The following is a 25,779-nucleotide window of genomic DNA, read 5'->3' on the forward strand; positions in this document are numbered from 1 at the left end:
TGTTCTTAGTTGTTGATAATTAGAAACCTACCGTTACATTAAATGTAAATGAACGGCTGGTCGGTGCAGCTCCATTCTCGAACCCTGTCGCATTCGTATTCGTTGCCGAAACCGATTCAGGGTCGATACCCGGCAGGTTGTAATGGATCATCCAAACATTATTACAGGTTGCAGACAGACGCAAACGCTGGAATGGTGTCTTTTTCAGCATCGCCCGGTTGAAATCGTAACCGAGAGTGATGTTACGCAAACGGATATTCGTGGCGTCGTAGGTGTACATTTCCGGCAGACCGTAATTACCGGTCGAACCGATACGTTCCCAGTAGTTCTGCGGAGTCACGGCAACGGTGTTTTCCTTATACCCGTCGGGAGTCTGCACGACAGAGTTCGGAACGACAAAGCTTTCGCGTCCGCCGTTTACCACCGTTCCTGCGGCATTACCGCGTGAATAAAGATTGGAAGCAGTGGCCGAATAAAGATCACCGCCGATGCGGAAGTCGATCAGGAAGCTCAGGTTGAAACCTTTGTAAGCGAAGTTGTTGGTAAGACCCAGCATCCAGTCGGGACTCTGGTTACCTACTTTCGACTTATTGGTCGTGATGAGCGGAAGCCCGTCCTCGCCAACGATCTGCTGTCCGTAATAAGGACTGTTCTTATCCTCTACCCTTTGGAAAGTCTGGCCGTAGATGTCGCCATAGTAACTGCCCTGCACGGCTACGATCTGGATCGCATCGAGGGTCTTGATATCATAGAGGGTGACACCCGGATAGAGGTCGATGATCTTGTTGCGGTTCAGGGAGAACTGTGCCGTGGCGTTCCAATTCAAGCCTTTCGGGTTGTCGAGGATCGCACCGTTCAGGGAGACTTCAACCCCTTCGTTCTGGATATTACCGGCATTCACCTTGCGCGAACTATAGCCGGAGAAGGGATCCATCGGCAGGTTCAGCAACTGGCGGGTAGCGTTGGTTTTATACCAGGCCGCATCCAATCCCAAGCGGTTGTTGAAGAAGCGGACGTCGAAACCGGCTTCCCATGATTTGATCAGCTCACTGCGTACAGTCGAGTCGAAAAGGACATTGCCCGGTGCGGCGGTCGTGTTGCCATTCTCATCCTTGCCCACCGTAAAGTTATTGTACAGTTGATAAGGGTCGAGGTCGTTACCAACCTCTGCAAAAGAAGCTCTTACCTTGGCAAAGGTGAACCATTCGGGCATTGAACCGCCAATCTTCGGAAGCATATCGGAGATTACTGCGGATAAACTAACGGAAGGATAGAAATAAGAACGGTTTGCTTTCGACATGGTGGACGACCAGTCATTACGTGCCGTAACATCCAGGAAGAGATAGCCGTCCCAGTTCAACTGCAAGGATCCGTAGAGTGAATTCATCTTACGGCGGATCAGTTCGGAAGTGACGGTCGGTTTGTTAACTCCGTTGTTCAGGGAGAAAAGGTTCGGCACCAGCAATTCGCCTGCCGAAGCGTTCATCTTGGTTCTTTTCTGCATCATCAGGTTACCCCCGAAAGTAACGAAACCACCCAGACGGTCGATCAGGTTATCTTTACGGGCTGTGGCCAGGAAGCTGTAGTTATTTTCGTAGAATGTTTCCGAACCTTCGTTGTATAGGCCTCGGGGCGATGTGTTACCGCCGGCGTATACTTTTTCGTTTTTGGTAGTTGTATAATAGTCGGTACCGCCTCTCAGTTCGATGTCGAACCAGTTGGTGGGCGCATATTTCAAAGCGACGTTACCTAACAGACGGTTACGGGTATCGTTATTCTGACGGTACTTGGTTACCCAGTAGGGGTTCTCCTGCGGATTCTTGGAAGCGTCCCACCAGATCATGTTGCCCTCTTCGTCGACACTGTTCTTAAACTCCTTCACATTCAGCGAACGTGGCAAGTTATAAATAGTGTTGAATGCATTCGAAGGGTTGACACCCTGGATCGGACGGTTGTGGGCATTCATATTGATATAGTTCACTTTAGCGTCGATCTTCCACTTCTCCGCTTCATCCAGGAAAGTAGTGGCACGCAAAGTGATATTCGTCTTGTTCAGCTTCGACTCTGGCGTAATCCCAGCATCGTCCGAACGGTTGATAGAGGTAAACACAGAGGTACCCTTTATATTCTGCTGGAAACTGACTCCTTCATTGAAAGAAGTCCCAGTACGGAAGAAAGCATCGATATTATCGTATGTCTGCAAAGGCACCTGACGGCCCAGCCAGTCGGTAACCATTTGTCCTTCGGCTTTCGGCCCCCAGCTCAGGCGCGACTGGTTGTCATAAGCGCCGACCGAACCTTGTCCGAAGCTGTTCTGCATATCCGGTTTCAGGAAGATCGACTCGGTAGTGATGCCGGCATTCACCGTAATCCCTATCCCCTCGTTCTTCTTTCCCGACTTGGTCGTGATAAGTATCACCCCGTTACCGGCACGTGACCCGTACAGAGCGGCCGCCGAAGCTCCTTTCAATACCGTCATCGACTCGATATCTTCGGGGTTGATATCCGAAAGCCCGTTACCCATATCGGCACCGGAGTTACCCCATACATCATCTACCCCACCGGTGAAGTTATCCATCGGCGTCCCATCGACCACAATCAACGGCTGATTGCTACCGGTCAGCGAACTGTTACCACGGAGTACGATCTTCGACGATCCCCCTACCCCGTTACTGGAACGGACGATCTGCAAACCGGAAACCTTACCTGATAAGGAGTTGGCAAGGTTAGGTTCACGGGAGGACAGCAATTCATCCCCTTTCAACTCCTGCATAGCGTAACCTAATGCTTTCTTGTCACGCTTCATACCCAATGCCGTAACAACGACTTCATCGAGTTTCTGCGTATCTTCCTGCATTTTTACATTCAGGGTGGTCTGTCCGGTGTAAGGAATATCTTGTGTGGCAAAACCCATGAAAGAGATTTGGATAATGTCTCCTTTCTTTACGCCTTCTAGTGTGAAGTGACCGTCCATATCGGTCATCGTACCGTTAGTGGTTCCTTTTATTACAACAGAAGCCCCTGCAACGGGTCCGAACTCATCTTCAACTACTCCCGTAACTTTCGTATCCTGTTGGGAAATGTCAATAGCAGGATTCCCGGTATTCGGATCGGCATAAGCGTTTCCGGTAAAGCCCAACGCGCCCGCCAGGAGAATCATGCTGACAGATTTGAATCTTTTCAACATACTGATGTTTTTTGTTTAATTTATTAGACTAAATGTGTTTGGCGCAAACCAACGTCATTTGGTAATTGAAACAGAAAAAAACAGGAGTTGTTGCAAGATTAACATTAATGAAACAAGAAATTAGGCATAACAAAATAACACTTGAAAAGCAGACATTCCCAGTAAATCATAAAAGATCAGTGATAGCAATTTAGGATTCATCATAATCCGATAATAACTTTTTTTTCTTTTTAGTCACATATTATAAAATAGAAAAGGTAAAGCAGAACAACTAGAAAAAGTTATTCAGACGAAAATCGATTAGATTCCATTATAACTTATTCATCGAATATATAATCATCTGTATTAATATAAATGTGTCAAAACCCATTTTAGAAAACGCAGACTATCTTGATTATGATATAATAATTCAAAATTTTCTGCGTCATCGACATCCGTAATGACTTTTTGACACATTTTCTTTATAAGTTTCTTAGAAAAGATTATCGAGCTATTACCTTTACTTGGTAAACGCCTATTTGTCCATTATTCATTCTTACACCTATTTCAAAATGAACAACCGTACCTGAGGGCCTGTTTAATAGACCAATATCATCCAAATTACCCGTAATTACTAATGTGCTACCTAAATCTGTCCAAGCGAAATTAGGAGCACAGGACAACACTTGTTCATTGGGTTTTGGAACAGTTACAGTAAATGAATTAATCTTTGCATCCGCATAAACAGTTGTCAATACACCTAAATTGACGTAACCACCACTAACTACTTCTACCGCAATAGGCGAAAAATCATTTTCAGCCGATACTGAATTCACATCAAAACAAGAAGAGCTGAATAAAAAGACTACTAATAAAAATATATTTTTCATGTTGCGAGTTATTAAAAGACAATATTAATATAGAAAAAAGGACAAGACCATTGTCGAAAAACTCATGATCCTATCCTTTTTCTTATTTAGTTAGCTATTAAAGAGCTGGACCAGCACCCCACTGAGGAGCTCCTTGATCTTGCCATACACGTTCAGAATTCAAAATAGTACCAGAACCTACAGTATATCCCTGGTCTTTATATGACTGTATCAGAACATCATACATCAAATCTGTGGGTGATGGAGCACTCAAAGCCATACGACGAGGAATGGAGGATACAGGAACCTGACTATAATCTACACGATTGAATATATTAGACCCAATTTTAGGAACACCAGAACGACGGGCGGTTGTATACTGATCGATCGGTGACATAAAGAAGTGCAGAATCTGCTGAATATAAACTTTCTCCAAATCCGTTGCTTTATCTCCAGTCAACTTACATGCATCTTTTGACATCATTGTGTCAATTTCACCATCTTTCAAATCGATAGTTTTTTCATTTGAGTCATAACCATAAGTTGTTCCATAATAAGGAATTTTATTCTTACTTGCTAAATAATCATATTCTTCAACAGAAGCACGAACAGCCTTAGAGAAATAATGATTAGCTTCCTGAGGTAGCGCAGCACCTAACAGTTTAAATTCTGCCAAATATAAATTAACTTCAGCTGTTGTCATATACATACCATACCAAGGCTGGTCTTCGACATCCTGAATAACCGGATCATTCGGACAAGTAGGATATGTAAAATCAACACGGCCATAGATCATTTCCTGATTATACATTGAATATGGTCTGTAAGTATGAGTTTCATCATATTTACAATTAATATCATAATTGAACCAATCTCCATAAGTTCCGGCTTGCTGCCCTGCATTAAATGCCAACGGCAAACCATAATAACGTACCCAAGGTTCACCGGCACCTTTCCATGCTTTAAATTTGTAAATGCCATCTGTTCCTACTTCATAATCAACATTATCCATAATATATTTAGGAACATCTTTTTCTCGTTTAGCATCAAAGAACAACTGAACGACTTTTGAATTCCATGAGTTCTTCGTGAAAACAAAACGAACACGAGGATCACGATTATCAATCATGAAATCAATAACAGATTGAGAAGCACCCACCGACTGCAATACACCATTACTCCAGTGATACGCATAATCATTGCTGGAACTGTTATGAGTAGCCTTATTGAATAAGAAATCATCTTCAGCTCCATCAAGAACGCCACAAGAAGCATTTACCACCTCTTCTGCTATTTTTAATGCTCTCGTCTTATCTTTAGAGATCAGTCGAGCTGCTATTTTTAACTTCACTGAGTTTGCGAGCTTCGCCCATTTATCCATCTTTCCATTGTAAACCACATCTTGTGATGAGACAAAAATTTGATCAGATGAAGTTGTAAAACTTTTTATAGCATTGTCTAATGTTGTCAACCAAAGATCATACAGTTCCTGAATGGAGTCATATTTAGGAGTCAATGTACCACCGTGTGCAGCTTGTGCGGCTTCCGTATAAGGTATATTTCCAATAAAGTCTGAGTCGTAAATGCCCATATAGATACATAACACATCCAATGCTGCAGCGTATTGTTCATACTGAGCACTTTCTTCAGGACTCATTGTTGAACGAACATATTTCACCTCATTTACATATTTCAAAACCTTAATACTTTTGAAACCCTGGAAAGAGGCTCCATCTGCAATACTAGATGTAACCCCACCTGTAGAAACAGCAGTTTGTATCCACTGATAAATTTCAGAGGCATTGTAGAACCAATAAGTATAATCCGAGGGTTCAAAATCCAGAACTCCTTGTGCAAACAAATAGCCAGGATTACCTTCTGTAATGGAAGAGGGATCTTGATTTACATCTGCAAAATCATCCCTACAACTTGTACATAGCAAAGAGATACCCGCTAATGTTGCAGCTAATAATGCTTTATATTTTTTCATGTTGTAATCAATTAAAAATAGTTATTACTTATATTTATACTTAGAAACCTACATTTACAGTAAATGTAAAGCTGGAGGTTACACCTGTATATGAACGTACGCGAAACTCTGCTGCTGCTGTACCAGATATAGATTCCGGATTCTCACCACTAGGCATTGTGTTCAGTAAATACCCCAAGTTATGGCCACTTAGAATCAAATTCACATGTTTAGCTTTAAGTTTATCACAGATATTTGAGGGCATACGATAGCTTAAAGAGATATCACGTAATGCAATATAATTCAATTTCTTTATCCAGTCGTCGTTAACTACGCCATAGTTACGTCCAGCCATTGTCCAGGCATTATTTCTATATAACCAGGCTGAAGCGTGAGTTGGTTCGATAACTCCTTTATTAACCAGGTCCTGATAAGATTCACCTGCAGAAGAAAGGCCACTGCCTCCAACAGTATAAACGCTACCATCAGGTTGTGTAATTGCTGTTCCTGAAGGAAGAATACCTTCGGGAATTATACCATCATGATACGTTTTACCATCAAATTTAGAAGTCCATGTAACACCACCATGCCCCGGAGCATTTTTCAAAGAATTTTCAGTAAAACCATATGCAGTACCATAGCGTGAATTATAAGAAGCTACATAACCACCGAAACGCATATCCAAAGACACACTCAAGGCCCAATTCTTATATTTCAAACCTGTTGATACAGAACCTAAAAAGTCCGGCAACATAGACCCTACTTCTTGTATTTCAGCCTCATTACGTAAGTAGTGAGAACCTCTATTTGAATCTCTCCAAGCCAATACCGGTAAACCAGATTCTTCATCATACTTTAATCCACTATCAGTAAGCAACAAACCATAAGCAGAACCTACTTTTGCCACAGAACCTACACGATAATTACCATAGCCTATATCTCCATTTAATGAAATATAGTCTGCAACATTTTCATGTAAAGAAATGATCTTGTTCATATTCTTTGTCCAAGTGAAATCCAAAGTCCACTCCCAGTCTTTGTTTCTAAAAGGTACTGTATTTAATGCTAATTCAATACCTTGGTTCTGAATGTTACCTGCATTGATCAATTGATTACTGATACCTGATACAGAAGGTACAGCAATACTCATGATCTGGTTCTTTGTATTTTCTTTATAATAAGTAGCATCGATTCCAATCCGATTATCTATAAAACGCCAATCAATACCGATTTCCCAAGCATTCTTACGTTCAGGTTTCAAATTCTGATCATAAGTAGAAGAAGGAACAGATAATCCATAATAATTACCATTTGCAGTAGTTGAAGTATTCAATGAATAAGCAGTATTAATAGTATAAGGACTCGTATCGTTACCTACTTGCGCCCATGAACCACGGATTTTTGCAAATGAAACCCAATCTGGTAACTGATCTCTATAAGTCGAACTGATCAACCATGAACCATTTACAGAAGGGTAAAAATAAGAATATGTCCCGTGAGTATCGCTGTAAACCAGAGCAGAAGACCAGTCATTACGCCCGGTTACATCCAAAAAGACCTGATCTCTCCAACTAACACCAGCTTGAAAAGCAACTGATAACATGGTCTTTGTCCCTGATATTTTTGCTGTATAATTCGGAGTTTGTTTTGAATTTGCAATAAAGAATTGGTTAGGAACAATCAAACCACCCTCTGTATTCATTGTTTGTTCCTGAACAAAATTATGGTAATACTCACCACGTAAAAAACCATTGAAAGACCAATCGCCTACTGTTTTGTTAACTAAAAAATTGGCATTAAGATTTGTCTGTTCTTTTGTGTATAAGCCCATTTCATACTTACCACCTTCATTTGCATACCCGGCACCTGGTTGTTTATTTTCAAAACGAGTGTAGTAATAATTATAATTTGCTTCCGTATTAAACTTTAACCAGTCAAGAATATCGATATTCAATTTGATAGTCGGACGAACTGATGTTTCTTTCTTAGTATAATCATTTTCGTAAATATTCCACCAAGTTCCTAAACCAGGATAAACACCGTAAGGATCACCATATTTAGAATCAGCTTGTCCACCATGAGATCCTTTATATTTATCTTTTGCAGTTGTAGGATCATACATTCTTCCCCATGTTCCGTTCACGAAATTTTCACCGATATTGATCGGGCTATTCTTCGGAGTGGAATTAGCAAACGCCATGCTGGCATCTAACTTTATTTTCTCAGTAATTTTATGAGATGCTTTTCCCAAAAAGGATATACGTTGGAAACTATTATTAGGTACAGTACCGTCTGCATATTTATAAGAAAGAGATGTATAGAATGTCGTTTTATCGTTTCCACCGCTAATAGCCACATTCGTATTTGAATTGAAACCTTTCTTATAAGCCTTTTTAAAATTATTCTTTACCGGACTGTAAGGACGGATAGATCCATCGTAATATTCAATATCACTTCCATCAAAAGCCGGCCCGAAACTCATCCCCTCATCAGGAATCAAACTATGGATTCCGTTATTTGTTGGGAACTGATTATGGTTATCATAAATATAATAGTTGCCGTTAGCATCTTTATCTCCATAACCCACAAAACCGGAAATTGTACCGTTACCGAATTCATTCTGAAGATTAGGAGTAGAAGTTACCGCATCAACACCAAATGTCTGAGAGACTTCTATTCCCAAACCTTTCCCGGATTTCCCGGATTTCGTAGTTATAACAACGGCACCATTTAACCCCCGAGAACCATACAAAGCTGTTGCTGCTGCACCTTTCAACACAGAAACAGATTCGAAATCATCAGGATTCAAATTCTTCAGTTCATTACCATAGTCATTACTATTTCCATCCCAGTCCGGATTACCTTCTTTAATAGAGTTATCCATAATAACACCGTCTACAACATAGATAGGCTGATTGTTCTTACCTAATGTAGACACACCACGAATCAAAATCTTTGTAGAACCAAACATTCCACCGTCTGACCCAGAGATTTCAACACCAGCAACCTTACCCTGCAAAGCAGCTACAGGATTAATCAGATTGGCATTCAATTCATCCCCTTTCATCTCTTTCATCGCATACCCCAGGGACTTTTCCGAACGTTTCATACCCAAAGCCGTTACAACTACCTCGTCCAGCTTTTGAGTATCTTCCGATAATTTAACAGAGAGAGAAGCTTGACCGGTGTACTTAATTTCCTGAGTAGTGTAACCAATAAAAGAAATTTGAATAACATCTCCGTTCTTTACACCTTCCAATGTAAAATTACCGTCCATATCGGTAATATTACCATTGGTTGTTCCTTTAACAACTACTGATGCTCCAGCTACAGGGCCGAAATCATCTTCAACTGTACCTGTGACTTTCCCGTCTTGTTGGGAAATAGCGGTACCAGGCCTAGCTGGTAGCAGGTCTGCATAAACACCCATAGGGAAACTTAATGCACCAGCGATCAGAACTAAGCTTACAGGCTTAAAGTTTTTCAACATAATTGATGGTTTTATTAGAACATAAATAGACACTGTTTTGGCGAAACAAGAGTCTTTAATACTAGCTTTGGATATAATTCATAAGAATTATTTAGAACTTGGCGTATTTTCAGTTGGCGTTATTACTTAGTTCTAAAAGAACTCTGTACATTTAACAAATGCAATATGCTGATATATTGATTATTACAGTTTTTGCAATACGATAATTAACTATTTTATCAGGCAAGAAAAGGCATTATATGACGATTCAATCAGTCAAATTATTAGGAAATATTAATTAATGGCTTCGATTTTATTGAAGAATTGAGTGATTTAATTCCATTTATGTGAATTTAAGTAAACACATACTACTATTGATTAGCCGACTTAAAAGGGAAGGAATGTTGCCGACTTGATTTACTTATATATAGAGTTAGGTTGGTAAAGAAGAAATATTTAGAGAAAAAGTGGTGTGCCAAATCTTATTACTGAATGCCGATGATGCAGAATACGCAAAATATTGTAGACTTATTTTTGACACACCACCTTCTCATTTATAATCCCAGGCAATAATTGACTAATGTGATGACATCTTTCGGATTCTTCATGTCTGTCTTCTTTTCTTTGATATAAGTTTCGATGAGGTTCTCTTTGCCGGGAAAGAGCTTTAGTAACGATTTTTTATTCTTAAATTTGAGAGGGGTACCATCACGAAATATACAATATTCATTTTGATTGGCGAGTTTGTTTACTTCTGTATATTGATTTTCGTAAACCCCGTAATTCAACTGGTTAGTGTTTAAACTTTCCACTTTAGCCTGCTGAGTTACGCCGAAAGCATTTTTATATCCCTGGGAAGCATTCTTCAACAACCAGTTTACACCGATAAGACCATTCGGGATCTGTATAATCTCATAATAACTCGATCCGGTCGGAATGAATTTGGAATTTCCAATATAAACCGTATCAATCTGGGCAATGTTGGTCAGGAGCATTTCTTCCGAACCGTTTTTGAACATCATCTTCTGATTGCCGGCATCATAATTGAGCTCTGCAGGAGTCTTGGAGTTGTTCTTCATTAACACCACACCTTTCGAATAGTCTTCGAAAAGCATCTGACGTTTCTTTTGTGCATTAGCACTGCCTACAGTTGCTATACAGCACAGGATGGTGATTAGCAGGTATGTTCTCATTGTGGTAGAATGTGTGAAAGAGTAGTTGCTTCTTAAGCAACTACTCTTTGTGGTTATTAATAAATCAAATTAATTTTTCGGACCTTCTCCCCATTGTGGAGCTCCCTGATCCTGCCATGTGCGTTCAGTGTTCAAAATAGATGTATTTGCATCTCCGGCACCGGTAATGGTATAACCTTGTGCTGCATAAGCATCCCTTTGAATCTGATACAACTGGCTCGTTTCATTAGGTACACCTGTCTGGAAACGACGCGGGAAGTTGGTAACAGGAATAGCACTGTAATTCTCACGGCTGATCAATTGTGAGTTGAATTTAGGTAAACCGGAACGACGGGCAGTTACAAACTGATCGTAAGGATACATGATGAAATGTATCATTTGCTGTAAATAGACTTTTTCCAATTGGTCGCTGGTAGAACCGGTCAGGTTGTAATCGGGAGAAGCCAACATGGCGTCGATTTCACCGTCTTTCAGTTCGATAGAAACTTCGTTCGGATCATAATCGTAAGTTGTTCCGTAATAAGGTATCTGATTTAGTCCGGCTGTTTTGTCATATTCCTGAACAGACAGTCTGATACCTTTTTTGAAATAATCTTCTGCTGTACCAGGTAAATTAGCTCCTAACAACTTGAACTCTGCCAGATACAGGTTTACTTCACTACCACCCAGATACATTCCGTACCAGGGACGGTTTTCTGTTCTGGTGATTACCGGACCTCCCGGAACTGTCGGCAGGGTAAAGGTGTAATAACGTCCGATCACCATCATATGTTGATACAAAGAGTATGGACGATATGATTTTGCACTTTGACCGTTTGCATCGGTAATTTGATAACGGTTACTATAATCAAACCATTCACCGTAGACAGCCGAATTATTGGCAGCATTATATTCAACCGGAAGACCTTCATAACGTACCCAAGGTTCGCCTAATCCTTTCCATCTTACAAATGTTTTCTTTCCGCTGGCATCTGTAGTGTATTCAACGTTTTCTTCAATATAAGAAGGGATAGCTTTCCCCTGATTGTAGAATTCCTGAATGATTGTCGAGTTCCAATCGTTTTTCCGGTAACAGAAACGAACGCGCGGGTCCTTGTTTTTAAGCATGAAGTCTACTACACGCTGGCTGGATGCTCTTCCATCCATAAAGCCATTGCTCCAGTGATAGATATAATCATCACTGCTTGAGTTTACAACACTTTTATTAAACAACATGGCATCTTCCAGTGAATCGATATAGCCACAGGAGGCATTTGCTACTTCCGAAGCGATTGTCAGCGCTTTCGCTTTATCTTGATGTATCAGGCGGGCGGCAATTCTTAGTTTCAAAGAGTTAGCCATTTTAGCCCACTTTGCCAGATCGCCTCTGTAAACGATATCCTGATTGCTTGTGAAAATCTGATCCGTAGCCGTTGTAAATGTCGTGATAGCTGCATTCAACTGACTTAACCACAGGTCATACAAATCGGCAATTCTGTCGTAAGCCGGAGTCAACGTACCACCATGCAGAGCATTACCGGCTTCCGTAAACTGGATATCACCATTGATATCGCTGCTTGAAATAGCAAGATAAGCTGTGAGAACATCCACACAAGCAGCAGTTGCAGCATGTTTAGCTGATTCTTCTTCACTCATGTTCGAGCGCAGATAGGTAATTTCGTGTGCCAGTTTTAATGTATTCACATAGTTTACACCACCTGTAACAGTTGTCAGTGCGGTACTTTCAACAAAACTACCGGTAGGTACAGCCATCTGGCTCCATGCCGTTAACATAGGGGCATCGTAGAACCAAAATGTATAATCGAAAGGATCGAAATCCATAACAGCTTTTGCAAACAAATAGGATGGCTCGGCCTTCGTTACCTGCGAAGGGCTGGAGTTGATATCCGCGAAATCGTCACGGCATCCGGTGGTGCAAAGCAAGGCTACACCCAATCCGAATCCCATTAATATATTATGATAATTGTTCATGTCTTAATTAATTAAAAGTTTCTTTTTCAGGTTTAGAATCCAACATTAATAGTAAATGTGTAATTAGCAGTCAGACCGTTGAAAGAACGGATACGGAACTCGGAAGCAGATGTACCGCGGACAGACTCCGGGTTGATCTTATTCGGCATTGTATTCAGCAGATAACCCAGGTTACGTCCGGATACTGATAAATTCAAGTGCTGGGCTCCCAGTTTGTGTGCAATCTTGTTCGGCATTCTGTATGATACGGTGATTTCACGTAAAGCGATATAATTCAACTTTTTCACCCAGTCGTCATTTACAGTACCCGTACTCCATGCATTATTCCAGTAATGCCATGCGGAAGCGTGTTGCGGGTCAACAAGTCCTTTATCATGTAAAGCCTGATACGTTTCGCCGCCATCGGCTACGATATAAGAAGTTCCGTTCGGTAGAGGAATAGACGTTCCGCCTTCGATTAATCCGACAGGGATTAAACCATCATGGTAAGTCTGACCATCCCAGATAGAGGTATAAGTCATACCACCATTTTCAGAATCACGCCATTTCAAAGAACTTTCAGTGAAACCGTATGCCAAACCGTAACGGTTTGCGTAAGAAGCTACATAACCTCCGAAGCGCATATCTAACAAAGCACGCAGGCTCCAGTTCTTATAAGTAAGCGAAGTACTTACAGAACCCAGGAAGTCAGGAACCATCGAGCCGATCACTTCCGCTTCACCGCTACGCTGGTAATACATGGCATGCATACCTCTATCACCACCGTAATAAGATGTCGCATTCAATACAGGCAGACCTGTTTTTTCATCGATTCTGGGTTTAGAGTCACTCATCAATACACCATAAGATTCTCCAACTTTGGCAACCGAACCAACGCGGTAGTTACCATAAGCAACCTCACCACTCAAAGTGATATAATCGGCTACGTTAGGATGCAACTCTATGATCTTGTTGTTGTTTTTGGTGTAGGTAAAGTTCAACCCCCATTCCCAATCTTTGTTTTTGAACGGAATTGTATTCAATGCTATTTCAAGACCCTTGTTCTCGATATTACCGGCATTGATATACTGGCTGCTGATACCTGAAATACTTGGAACACTGATAGACATAATCTGGTTTTTTGTATTTTCCTTATAATAAGTAGCATCGATGCCGATTCTGTTTGAAAGGAATCGCCAGTCCAAACCGATTTCCCAAGCGTTCTTACGTTCCGGTTTCAGGTTTGTTGAATAGGCCGTAGTCGGAATACTTAATGCATACACATTAGTTCCACCTTGCAATTGGGCAGTCAACAATGAATAAGCCGAGTTGATTGTATAGGCATCCGTATCATTACCAACCTGTGCCCATGAACCACGTAGTTTGGCAAAAGATATCCATTCAGGAAGTTGATCACGGAACGTTTCGTGAGCCAGCCAGGATGCGGAAACAGACGGATAGAAATAGGAGTAGTTACCATGAGCATCAGAATAAACCAGAGCAGAAGACCAGTCGTTACGTCCGGTTACATCCAGGAATAACTGATCTTTCCAGCTGGCACTAGCCTGGAAGGATAATGATAACATTCTCTTTTCTCCTTCAATTGCACCACTGTAAGAAGGTGTATTGATGGAGTTAGCTATAAAATACTGGTTAGGTACAACCAGACCGCCATTCGTATTTTCAGCCATTGTCTGTTGAATATTATTGAAATATTCACCACGGATAAAACCGCCGAATGTAAAATCGCCTACACTTTTGTTGAAAGTGAATGCGGCATTCAGGTTGGTTTGTTCCTTAGAATATAATCCCATTCCATAATATCCGCTATTAGTGTTCGCATAACCGGTACCGGGTTGTTTACTTTCGTAACGTCTGTAGTAATAGTTATAGTTACCTTCGGCGCGAAATTTCATCCAGTCGGTTAGTTCCACGTTCAACACTAATGTCGGACGAACGGATGTCTCTTTCTGTGAATAATCATTTTCATAGATGTTCCACCAAGTATCCCTTCCCGGGTTACTACCATACTCGTCACTGTAGTTAGAACTGGCCAATCCTCCGTGAGACCCTTTATAACGTTTGCGGAAGTAATTCGTATCATAAGTACGTCCCCACGTTCCGTCTACAAATAACTCACCAATATTAGGCTGGGCATTTTTAGGGTTCGAGTTAGCGAAAGAAATAGATGCTTCTACTTCTACTTTGTCGGTTATCTTATGAGATGCTTTAGCCAGGAATGACGTACGGTCGAAACTGTTGTTAGGCAATGTACCGCTGGCATACTTATAAGACAGAGAGGTGTAGAAAGATGTTTTCTCGCTACTACCACTTACTGAAACATTCGTATTGCTGTTGAAACCTAAGTTGTACGCATCCTTAAAGTTGTTCTCAACCGGGCTGTATGCAATAGTCGAATAATCATAATTTTCGATATTGCGTCCGTCGAATGCCGGCCCCCAGTGACGACCTGTTCCATCACGAAGCGTTGGATCTCCTGCAGAGTTCAGATTGAACTGTCCGATGTTGTCATACAGATAGTAATTCCCGTTTGCATCGGTTTCTCCATAACCGACATTACCGGTGTACTGTCCGCGACCATACTTGTTTTGCAATTTAGGTTGTTTGAACATGTGGTCGATACCGAAAGTCTGCGAAACATTGACACCGATACCTTGTTTGCCTTTACCAGATTTAGTAGTGATAACGACTGCACCATTCAAACCACGTGAACCGTAAAGAGCAGTAGCGGCCGCACCTTTCAGTACAGATACCGTTTCAAAATCATCCGGGTTCAGGTTCTTCAACTCGTTACCGTAGTCGTAGTTGTGGGCTGTCCAGTCTGCATCACCATCTCTGATGGCATTGTCCAAGATAACGCCATCCACTACATAGATAGGCTGGTTGTTCTTACCTAGAGTAGAAGCACCACGAATCTGGATCTTGGTGGCACCGAACATACCACCGTCGGAACCTGCAATTTCAACCCCTGCCACTTTACCTTGTAAAGCAGAAACCGGGTTGATCGCGTTGTTCAGCAGTTCTTCACCTTTTAATTCGGTAACGGCATATCCCAATGCTTTCGTTTCGCGTTTCATACCTAAAGCGGTAACAACCACTTCGTCGAGAGCTTGTGAATCTTCTTTCAACTTTATACGAAGAGAAGACTGACCGGTATACCTGATCTCCTGTGTGGCATACCCAATAAATGAAATTTGGATGGTTGTTCCGTTTTGTACACCTTCCAAAGTAAAATTACCTTCCATGTCGGTAATTGTACCATTTGTGGTTCCTTTCACTACGATAGAGGCTCCGGCAACGGGACCGAAGTCATCCTCTACTACCCCGGTGAGTCTCCCGCTTTGCTGGGAAATCCCGGTACTTTGCTTACTTGGCGTCAGATCGGCGTACACATTTCCGGAGAAACTGAGTGCTCCTGCGATCAGAACTAAGCTAACAGGCTTTAAGTTTTTCAACATAATTGATAGTTTTTAGATTACCGAAGTGTTATTTTGGCGAATAAGCACTTCTTTGTTTAAAATGATATATAATGTATAAGTCTTGTAATTTAACGTCTGTGTGAAATTGTGTTTATTACTCTTTTTTTGTCTCCCTAGTTCTAAAAGAACTAAGGTGATTTTAAGGATAAACAACACTGAATATCAATGCATTATGTTTTATTGGATACATATATTAACAGTCATGAAAACAGTCATACATGTACTTTATTACGATTTTTGAGGCTATTTTGTTAGTAAATATTTATTAACTGATTGGGAGAGATTTGTAGCTGGAGCGATTTTGCCTTAATTATGTAAATTTTAGTAAAAGCCGAGTCATCAGTCGTGATTGGTTGTTTAATTGATTGATGGATAGGGATGTATAGGGTGACGCCGGAGTGTTAAAATAGCGTCACCCTTTGTTTTACGGAAGTTCGATTACGTGGTAGTAATTTCCGGTTTTAGTATGTTTCTTTACTACATTATTTTTGAGTAAAATTCTACCGAACATAGCCATGTTGCGAATACCGGATTTTATTTTACTCCGTTGCTCGATGCGTCTCAATATTTCAGCAGCAGGAAGTAGTTCACCTTCCTCTCCGGGTTCCGGTAAACGGAAATATTGAAAAAAGAGTTGTTCTTCCACCGGCGTTTGCTGGAATTGATGATTATTCCGGATTATTCCGGTTTCTTCTTCGGAGGTAAACCAATACCGTTCGTTGTTACGTAATGCCATCGCCGCCTGTGCATATAATTGCTGGTGATTGACTGATATATTATGGTTTATATTGCCGGTTATTTCAATACAGATAAAACGGCGGCTTCCGGTCGGATCGCTTAAAAGGTCCGAATTGTTGGAAGTTGCGATAAACGAGGCGTATCGTTTCAGCGGATGAATGCTGCGTTTGTATGGTTGCCGGGCATTGATGACGGGCTTTTGCAGGATATGTTTCAGAAACGCCTGATGCGACGGGCTGACCGAATCGAACTCGTCGATGTTGATCAGGGCAAAACGATTCAGCAACAGTTCCGCTTCACGTTTATTGCTGAAATCAATACTGTCGGTATAATATTCCCGTAGCTCGGCAGGAAGCAGATTGCGGCACCAGGTGGATTTGCCACATCCCTGTTTACCGACCAGTAGCGGGGAAGCACTGTTTGCGTGCATTTCATCCAACCCGGTCCAATGAGCCACCATACTCAGGAACCATATATAGAATTGATTGCGCCATTCCGGGTTGTTACATGGCAAGGTATCAGCCAGAGAACGAATATGATCCGTCCCGTCCCAAACCGGTAGTTGCTGCATATATTGTTCGATCGGGGAATAACGCAGGATGCGGTCTGAATAAACATATCGTTTCACATCCCGATCCCATATCGGAATGCCTTCTTCCTGTGCATTCAGACTGATACTGTTGAGCGCCTGTTCGCTGATCGGGAAAAAGTTGTAATGATAAGATCTTCTTTCCCGGAATTCCACATCTTCTTTCAGGACATTATACCGGAACTCATATCGCCGTTTCATAAACTCATCTACCTGGAAAATCAGTGACTGCTCCGGCCGGATACAAGGTTTCATGCCGAAACCGGATGAAAGCCGGTAGACGTTACGTACAGTAGTCCTTATCTCCGCTTCAAAAGGTCGGAAATGAAAATGTACGGGTAGCCACTTGATTACATCTTCTTCGGGTATACCACTGCGGAAACAGCTTTCTGCCAGACTGGTCAGAAAAGGTTTGATATCTTTGTCGTTATTACTGAAACCACTGGTGTTCAATGTGCTATGCAAAGCATTTTCAAAAAGTAGTGAAACAATACGGCTTCGTTCATAGCCGGGAACCAGGCGTTGCAGGGCATCGGCTGTAGTTGTTTCCTGTCTAACGGGAAGTTGTTTGTCCGGCATTTTCCAGGGTTGTTCGATGCGGATTGGTAAAGCTTCCGGATTGTAATAAAGATCGGGATCGTAGGAAAGGCGGCAGGCAGCTTCGAGGTCGTTTGCTTCGGATACGATCGGGCATTGCAGCTGTTCGCTGTAATAAGCCTTTGCCCGATTTTGTGCTTCGGCATGAAAAAAGCGGACCAGAGCTTCATTCTGCGGCACACTTCCGTCGGGTAAAGTAAAAGGGACAACGATCTTCACGCTTTTTCCGCACGATCCGATAAACGTCATAAGGGTCTGAAGCGAACTGCTGGCCTGATTGCGTATACGCTTTGCTTCATCCAGGTTGATCAGATTATTTACCTTAAGCAGGACCAGTCCGTTGTATTGGTTTCTTTTCAAATTTCCATCTTGCTTTTTTAAGAGGGAGCAAAAATGGATAACAGGTATCCGCTTAGCCTGTTTGACGGTTATTCCGGGCATTGTATAGCACAATTCGTCCTGCAAAGCAATAATATGTTTTGCTTTGCTACTGTCTTTTATTAATTCAGCCAGACTTTCCAGGCTGATCGCTCTGGGTGTTTTTAAATTTGCACTGAATAATGTTGCTTTCATATCACTTTTCTTTTTAATTATTTTGCTCAAAGATAGCTACCGAAATACTGGTTTGGTACACTTGGAAGTCGATCTTTATCAGGATGATAATGGTTAATTCTTCTATTAAAAAGATAAGCGGGAGCTATTGTATTTCTACCGGATTTTTGTACCTTTGGTCCTATATTCTAAATATTTCTATCATGGTAAAATATATAGTTGACCAAGGTCTAATTAAAGTTTTACCAAGGTAGAATATATAGTTGACATTGGTCAACTATTTAATGAGTCCTTTCTTTTGCATTAAAAGCATATAGGGAGAACAATAAAAGCACACTAGTATGACAGCAGTTTACAAAATGGAGAAGAATCCGCCGAAAAAGGGTTCGGGTAAAAAAATAGTATTGCATCCCCGTATTATTCCCTGGGGTACGCTGAACACCGAAGCGTTGATAGAAGAGGGCTCCAAATGCTCCACTTACAGCAGAGGCGATCTGAAGGGTGCTGTCCGTCTGATTGCGGATATGCTGACGGAAAAACTGGAGGATGGTTATAATGTTTATTTGGACGGGATCGGTTATTTCAGTGTCTCACTACGTTCGCGTCCGGTGGAAGACAAAAAAGAGTTGCGTAGTGAGTCGGTTCATTTCAAAAATGTCAACTTCCGTTGTTGTGCCAAGCTGAAGAAGGCCCTGAAAAATATTCCTCTGGAGCGTTACAAAGAGCCTAAAAAGACTGATTTTTCACAGGAAGAAAAAGAAAGGCGTCTGTTATGGTATCTAGAACGTCATGCTTATATTACCACGATGGGGTATCAGGGGCTGAATGGTTGTACGCAGTATATGGCCCGTAAGGAGTTGAAACAGTTTGTGGCGGAAGGTATTTTAATAGAAGATGGAACGAAGAGATTATGTATCTATACGAAGCGGCCGGAGCCGATAGAATTGCCGGATAATTTTGTGGTTGATTCGAATGTTGGAGATATGTAAAGTATATGGTAAACCGGGGTGGGTGACGCTGTTTCAGCCCGGTAGCGTCATCGGGTTGTGCATTGATTGTTAACGGATTGCCATGCTTTGATGATGGGGTGACGCGAGATAGAGTAGTTTTAACTCGCAATAGACATTGTTGCCATTCGCTACAGTTGGCCGCTATCTACACAAAAGCCACCTGAAACAATGTCCAGATGGCTTTTTTAAGCTATAATGATTTTTAATCAGATTACAATTAATAATTCGGTCCTTCACCATAATTAGGGGCACCGGCATCCTGCCATACTCTTTCACGATTCAGGATAGAAGGTTCAAGACTGGTTCCACCTGTAAAGTTCTGAGACTTCAGAGACGCAATCTTGATCTCATACATTTTATCTGTTTTACTTGGTATACCTATTTCCAATCGACGGGGCACTTCGGTGTTCGGTCCCAGCAGTTGCCAGGGGATTAATGTACTGCTGACTTTAGGAATACCCGAACGGCGTACAGCAACAAACTGGTCAGATGGCTGATACATGAAATGTATATACTCCTGTATATAAACCTTCTCCAACTGTTCTTCCCTAGAGCCTGTTAATTGATAGTCCGGATTGGCCAGCATCGTTTCTATTTCACCATCTTTCAACTCGATAGAGACTTCATTAGGATCATATCCATAAGTCGTACCATAATATGGGATCTGATTTAATCCGGCCCAACGGTCGTAAGATTTTACAGAATATTCAACACCTTTAGAGAAATAGTCTTGCGCCGAGGACGGCAGGTTTGCACCCAACAATTTGAACTCAGCCAAATACAGATAAACCTCACCGGAAGTCATATAGAAACCATACCATGCATGATTTTCCTTATCCTGGATAACCGGACCGTCAGGAACAACAGGAACAGTATATGTTACGTTTCCATGGCAGTTTTCCTGTTGGAAGATGGAATAAGGGGTAAATGTTTTTTCTGCAGAAGCACCAACCAGTTTATAGCGGTTCTCATCGAAATAGTCACCATACTTAGCAGTCTGGTTAGCAGCACCTATGTCGGCAGGTATACCATAATAACGTACCCAAGGTTCACCTGCGCCTTTCCAGCTTTTAAACACTTTCTTTCCATTCTCCATTTCAGAGTTTACATTTGCTTCGATGTAAGCCGGAACATCTTTTCCTGCATCATAGAAAGCTTGTACTACTTTTGAGTTGAAGTGATTCTTGGTATAGAAGAAACGTACGCGAGGGTCTTCGTTCTTAATAAGGAAGTCTGCTACCTCTTTTTTAGGAGCTCCAAAACTCACTGTATTACCCGAATTGAAATGATAGTCTGTGATTCCTTTGTTAAAAATAAAGTCATCATCTGTTCCGCTTAATACACCAGCCGGACTTTTGGCAACCTCTTCAGCAATAGCTATCGCCTTGGCTTTATCCTGTGAAAGCAGGCGAACTGCAATTTTCAGTTTCAAAGAGTTAGCCAGTTTAGCCCACTTGGCGATATCTCCGGCATACACCATATCCTGACTGCCGGGGAATGTTTGTGCCACAGTAGGAGTTGTTGTCAAAATATTGATTGTATTGTTCAACATCTCCAACCAATTCGTATACATCTCTTGTACTGTATCGTACTTCGGTGTTAACAACATCGGACTTGTGTAGGGGGCCATACAAGCTTCCGAGAACGGCATATCTCCATAGCCATCCGTATCGAACATCCCCAGATAAACGATCAACGGATCCAGCAATGTACGTACGTATTGATATTTTGCAGCTTCCTCCGGGCCTAAGTCGTTCATTACCTTGTCCATTTCGCGAGCAATCTTCAACACGCTATAATTCTGACTTCCTTGTCCTCCTGTCTGATCCATACGGTTGTACAATTCCGTATTACCACCTGTGGGAACGAATGCCTGTATAAATTGTGCATAGTATTTACCGTTATAAAACCAGAATGTATAATCGGCCGGTTCAAAATCGTGTACTCCCTGAGCAAACAAATAGGAAAGTTCCCCTTTACTCACTGTACTTGGATTGGTGTTTATATCTGCAAAGTCGTCTATGCAACTTGTTGTAAACAATGTTGCACCGATCAATGTTGCAGTTAGTAATGATGTATATTTCATATTTCTTGTTATTAAATTAATGTGACAGCATTAGAAACTTGCATTTATATTGAACATATAATTAGCTGTGAATGCCGAGAAAGACGGGCAACGGAATTCTGTAGTCTTTGTACCACGTACAGATTCCGGATTTTCATGGTTAGGCATTGTGTTCAACAAATATCCCAGGTTACGTCCGGTAAGTCCGAGGCTAAGAGATTTTGCTCCGATCTTACTTGCTATATTAGAAGGCATACGGTAGAAGATGCTTACTTCACGCAATGCGATATAGTTCAGTTTTTTAACCCAGCTGTCATTTACTACACCTTTTCCCCAGCCATTTCTTTGTAATGTCCATGTTGAAGCATGAGTCGGCTCGATAAGTCCTTTTTCATATAATGATTGGTAAGTTTCTCCACTACCTCCTACTGTATAAACAGAACCATCTGCCTGTTCGATCGCTGTTCCTGAAGGGAATATACCATCCGGAACATAACCATCCGTATAAGTTAATCCGTCGAATTTGCTTGTCCATGTAATACCGCCATGTTCAGCATCACGATAATTCAAGGAATTTTTAGTTGTACCCACAGCATCACCATAACGGCTACCGTAAGAAGCAATATATCCACCGAAACGCATATCCATCGATATATTTATCGAAAGATTTTTCCAGGTAACACCGGTTGATACCGATCCGAGGAAGTTAGGAACGATAGAACCTATTTCCTTTTCTTCTCCGTCACGTAAAGCATAAGCATAACGTCTTGTTTTGTCGTAAGCCAACACTTCTTTGCCGGTAGCTTCATCAATCTTAGGGAGTTGACTTGAAACCAATGTTCCATATTCTTTTCCTACTTTAGCTACCGATTTGATATTAGCATAGTCACCGCCACCATTAGTCAATGTAATATAATCAGCGACATCCGGATGTAATTCTAGGATTTTATTACTGTTTTTAGTATAGGTAAAATTCAAACTCCATTCCCAGTCCTTGTTTTTGAAAGGAATAGTATTCAACGCTACTTCAACACCCTTATTTTCAATATTACCGGCATTGATCAGCTCACTATTGATACCGGATACAGACGGTACGGCAATCTCCATGATCTGGTTTTTAGTATTTTCTTTATAATAGGTTGCATCAATTCCGATACGGCTATCCAGAAAGCGCCAATCGATACCAATTTCCCATGCATTTTTGCGTTCCGGTTTTAAGTTCAACTCCAACGCTTTATTTGGGATACCCAAACCATAAATATAACTATTAGAGAACTGCCACTTATTTAATGTATAGCCCTGGTTGATGTAATAAGGACTTGTATCATTACCTACCTGTGCCCAAGATCCGCGGATCTTGGCAAATGTGATCCACTCCGGTAACTTATCACGGAATGTTTCATTAAGTAGCCATGAACCTGAAATTGACGGATAGAAATAAGAGTAATTACCTGTTTTGTTCGTGTAAACCAAAGCCGAAGACCAGTCGTTACGTCCGGTTATGTCCAGGAAGAGTTGGTTTTTCCAGCTACCGCCTATTTGAAATGCGACAGACATCATTCTTTTGGTACCTTTTAGCTCTCCACTGAAATTGGCCAGGTTCTTACTATTTCCGATAAAGAACTGTCCGGGAACGGTCAGTCCGCCCTCCGTATTTTCAGACATACTTTGCTCCATTGTGTTATAATATTCACCACGCAAGAATCCATGTACATTGAAATCACCGAAAGTCTTATCACCAGTAAATGTGGCATTCAGGTTTGTCTGCTCTTTAGTGTACTGGTCCATAGCATATTTACCGCCCTCATTAGCGTAGCCGGTACCCAGTTCTTTGTTTTCTGCCCGTTTATAGTAATAGTTCATATTACCTTCAGCTTTAAACTTCAACCAGTCCAACAAATCCACACTAACGTTCAATGTCGGACGCACACTTGTCTCTTTCTGAGTATAATTGTTTTCATAAAGCTTAAACCATAAATTATGAGCCGGTGTTGAACCATATTTGTCTCCATAAGAATTGCTGGCCGAACCACCATGATCTCCTTTATATTTATGACGATAATAGTCTGAATCGTATGAACGTCCGAAGCCATCATCGAATGAATAAATATTAGAGGTGAAATATTGGCCGATCGCATAAGGGGAGTTCTTCGGCATTGAGTTAGCGAAACTCATAGATGCTTCAACTGTTATTTTATCCGTGATCTTATGACTGGCTTTTGCTAAAGCAGACAGACGCTGGAATGAGTTATTCGGCAATGTACCATCTGCATATTTATAAGATAAAGAAGTATAGAATGTTGTCTTTTCATTTCCTCCTGATATAGATACATTGGTATTGGTATTGAAGCCTAAGTTATATGCATCTTTATAATTATTTTTAACAGGACTGTATGTTGTCATTTCATGATCATAGCCTTCAATAGGGCTACCGTCGAAACGAGGTCCCCAGGCATTACCAGCCCAGTTTCCAGGTTGCAAGAAAGCATGTCCCCCATTCGCATTCCTGTAAAATTGATTCATGGTATCAAACTGATAATAGTTACCGTTTGCATCTTTATCACCATAAGTTACATAGCCGGCAGGCGCACCGTCACCATATATATTCTGTAAATCCGGTTGTTTATAAACGTAGTCTATGCCGAGAGTCTGAGAAAAATTAATACCCAGCCCTTTACCGGCTTTACCACTTTTAGTTGTGATAACCACCGCACCATTCAATCCTCGAGAACCATATAAGGCTGTTGCAGCTGCACCCTTCAACACGGAGATAGATTCAAAATCATCCGGGTTCAAGTTTTTCAATTCATTTCCATAGTCTTTAATAATCCCTTCGTCCCCACTATTACCGGCTTCTTCTCCGTTACTGACATTGTTATCAAGAATAATTCCGTCAACAACATAGATTGGCTGGTTGTTTCCGCTCAATGTAGAGGCACCACGAATTTGGATTTTAGTAGAACCAAACATACCACCATCTGAATTGGAAATTTCAACACCGGCTACTTTTCCTTGCAGAGAGGCTACCGGACTAATAGTATTAGCTACTTTAATGTCATCCCCCTTTAATTCTGTCACAGCATAACCTAAAGCTTTCGATTCACGCTTCATACCTAAAGCTGTTACAACTACTTCATCCAGCTTTTGTGTGTCTTCTGTTAGTTTAACCTGAATAGCAGGCTGTCCTGTGTACTTAATCTCTTGAGTAGTGTAACCGATAAAAGATATCTGTATGATATCTCCGCTCTTTACACCTTCCAATGTGAAATTACCGTCCATGTCGGTAATATTACCATTGGTTGTTCCTTTCACTACGACAGATGCTCCGGCAACAGGGCCGAAATCATCTTCAACTGTACCTGTGACCTTCCCGTTTTGCTGGGAAACACTTGTACTTTGCTTGGCTGGTACTAATTCTGCATACATGCCTTTCGGTAAACACAATGCGCCAACAAGCAAAATAAAGCTAACTGGTTTAAAGTTTTTCAACATAATTGATGGTTTTAAAATTGAAGAAGTGTTATTTTTGGCGTTATAAGCACTTCTAAATTCATTTTGATACTAAATTTAGAGCCCTTTAGGATTAAAGCCTACGTGAAATGGCGTTTTTAATAGCTTTTAGTTCTAAAAGAACTAAGGTGGATTTTTCTAAGTAAATATTATGTTTATAAACGCTAATTCGCCATCGTGTAAAAATACATATGCTACTTATTACTAGCCGTTTATGCCAAATCTAAACGGCTGATGAAATAGTATTTAACAAATAAAGCGAGTGAATTGAGATAAGTACTTTTTGGGCGTTATTCTAGTTAAAAGTAGAAGCTTTAGAGATGTTAATAAAAAAGTAGAAGTAAAATAAACACAATAAATAATGTAAGGCAATTTAACATATCCTTTAAGATTCAAACGTTGATTTAACTTAATATCGATTGATTATTGTTAGCCAATGTGTTAAAAACGAAATCGCCTGATATTTTTTTGACAAAAAATAACACTGAGTAATAATTATTTCATATATTTGTCGCGGATATAAAATGTACAGAGTTCTTTTAGAACTATGGCTAAACGCCAACTAAAAAAATGCCTAGTACTAAATAATTGCTGAAAATTAT

11 protein-coding genes are annotated in these 25,779 nt (G+C 41.0%); 1 reads left to right on the plus strand and 10 read right to left on the minus strand.

Going from position 1 to position 25,779, the window contains the following annotated elements:
* Window positions 1-19 precede the first annotated feature (19 nt).
* From HMPREF1212_RS14100 to HMPREF1212_RS14135, 8 genes are all read right to left on the minus strand, one after another.
* A complete protein-coding gene (locus HMPREF1212_RS14100) occupies window positions 20-3,187 on the minus strand; it encodes a SusC/RagA family TonB-linked outer membrane protein (protein ID WP_046149787.1) in 3,168 nt (1,055 codons plus the stop codon).
* Window positions 3,188-3,669: 482 nt separating this feature from the next.
* Window positions 3,670-4,056 carry a hypothetical protein gene (locus HMPREF1212_RS14105; RefSeq protein ID WP_028726846.1) on the minus strand — a complete coding sequence of 129 codons (387 nt, stop codon included), beginning with the start codon at window positions 4,054-4,056 and terminating at the stop codon, window positions 3,670-3,672.
* A gap of 97 nt (window positions 4,057-4,153) precedes the next feature.
* The gene (locus tag HMPREF1212_RS14110) at window positions 4,154-6,025 is read right to left on the minus strand and encodes a SusD/RagB family nutrient-binding outer membrane lipoprotein (protein WP_028726847.1); all 1,872 of its coding nucleotides are present in this window, start codon (window positions 6,023-6,025) and stop codon (window positions 4,154-4,156) included.
* Between the two features lie 40 nt (window positions 6,026-6,065).
* On the minus strand, window positions 6,066-9,494 hold the full coding sequence (locus HMPREF1212_RS14115) for a SusC/RagA family TonB-linked outer membrane protein (RefSeq protein WP_046149788.1): 3,429 nt from the start codon (window positions 9,492-9,494) through the stop codon (window positions 6,066-6,068).
* A 533-nt stretch (window positions 9,495-10,027) separates the two neighbouring features.
* Window positions 10,028-10,666, minus strand: coding sequence for a hypothetical protein (locus HMPREF1212_RS14120; RefSeq protein WP_028726849.1), 639 nt, complete (start codon window positions 10,664-10,666; stop codon window positions 10,028-10,030).
* Window positions 10,667-10,735: 69 nt separating this feature from the next.
* Window positions 10,736-12,637: a SusD/RagB family nutrient-binding outer membrane lipoprotein gene (locus tag HMPREF1212_RS14125; RefSeq protein ID WP_046149789.1), complete on the minus strand. Its 1,902-nt coding sequence runs from the start codon at window positions 12,635-12,637 to the stop codon at window positions 10,736-10,738.
* Window positions 12,638-12,669: 32 nt separating this feature from the next.
* Window positions 12,670-16,095, minus strand: a complete 3,426-nt coding sequence (locus tag HMPREF1212_RS14130; protein WP_046149790.1) for a SusC/RagA family TonB-linked outer membrane protein — start codon at window positions 16,093-16,095, stop codon at window positions 12,670-12,672.
* 445 nt (window positions 16,096-16,540) lie between these two features.
* Window positions 16,541-18,613: a VapE domain-containing protein gene (locus tag HMPREF1212_RS14135; protein WP_046149791.1), complete on the minus strand. Its 2,073-nt coding sequence runs from the start codon at window positions 18,611-18,613 to the stop codon at window positions 16,541-16,543.
* A gap of 320 nt (window positions 18,614-18,933) precedes the next feature.
* Between HMPREF1212_RS14135 and HMPREF1212_RS14140 the strand changes: the two genes are divergently transcribed.
* Entirely contained in the window at window positions 18,934-19,581 is a 648-nt protein-coding gene (locus tag HMPREF1212_RS14140; protein WP_046149792.1) for an HU family DNA-binding protein, read from the plus strand.
* Between the two features lie 238 nt (window positions 19,582-19,819).
* Here HMPREF1212_RS14140 and HMPREF1212_RS14145 read toward each other — a convergent pair whose 3' ends face one another.
* Together HMPREF1212_RS14145 and HMPREF1212_RS14150 are read right to left on the minus strand one after the other, a co-directional pair.
* Window positions 19,820-21,688, minus strand: coding sequence for a SusD/RagB family nutrient-binding outer membrane lipoprotein (locus tag HMPREF1212_RS14145; protein ID WP_046149793.1), 1,869 nt, complete (start codon window positions 21,686-21,688; stop codon window positions 19,820-19,822).
* A gap of 30 nt (window positions 21,689-21,718) precedes the next feature.
* On the minus strand, window positions 21,719-25,159 hold the full coding sequence (locus tag HMPREF1212_RS14150; RefSeq protein WP_046149794.1) for a SusC/RagA family TonB-linked outer membrane protein: 3,441 nt from the start codon (window positions 25,157-25,159) through the stop codon (window positions 21,719-21,721).
* Window positions 25,160-25,779 lie beyond the last annotated feature (620 nt).

Source organism: Parabacteroides sp. HGS0025, assembly GCF_000969845.1.
Taxonomy (GTDB): domain Bacteria; phylum Bacteroidota; class Bacteroidia; order Bacteroidales; family Tannerellaceae; genus Parabacteroides; species Parabacteroides gordonii.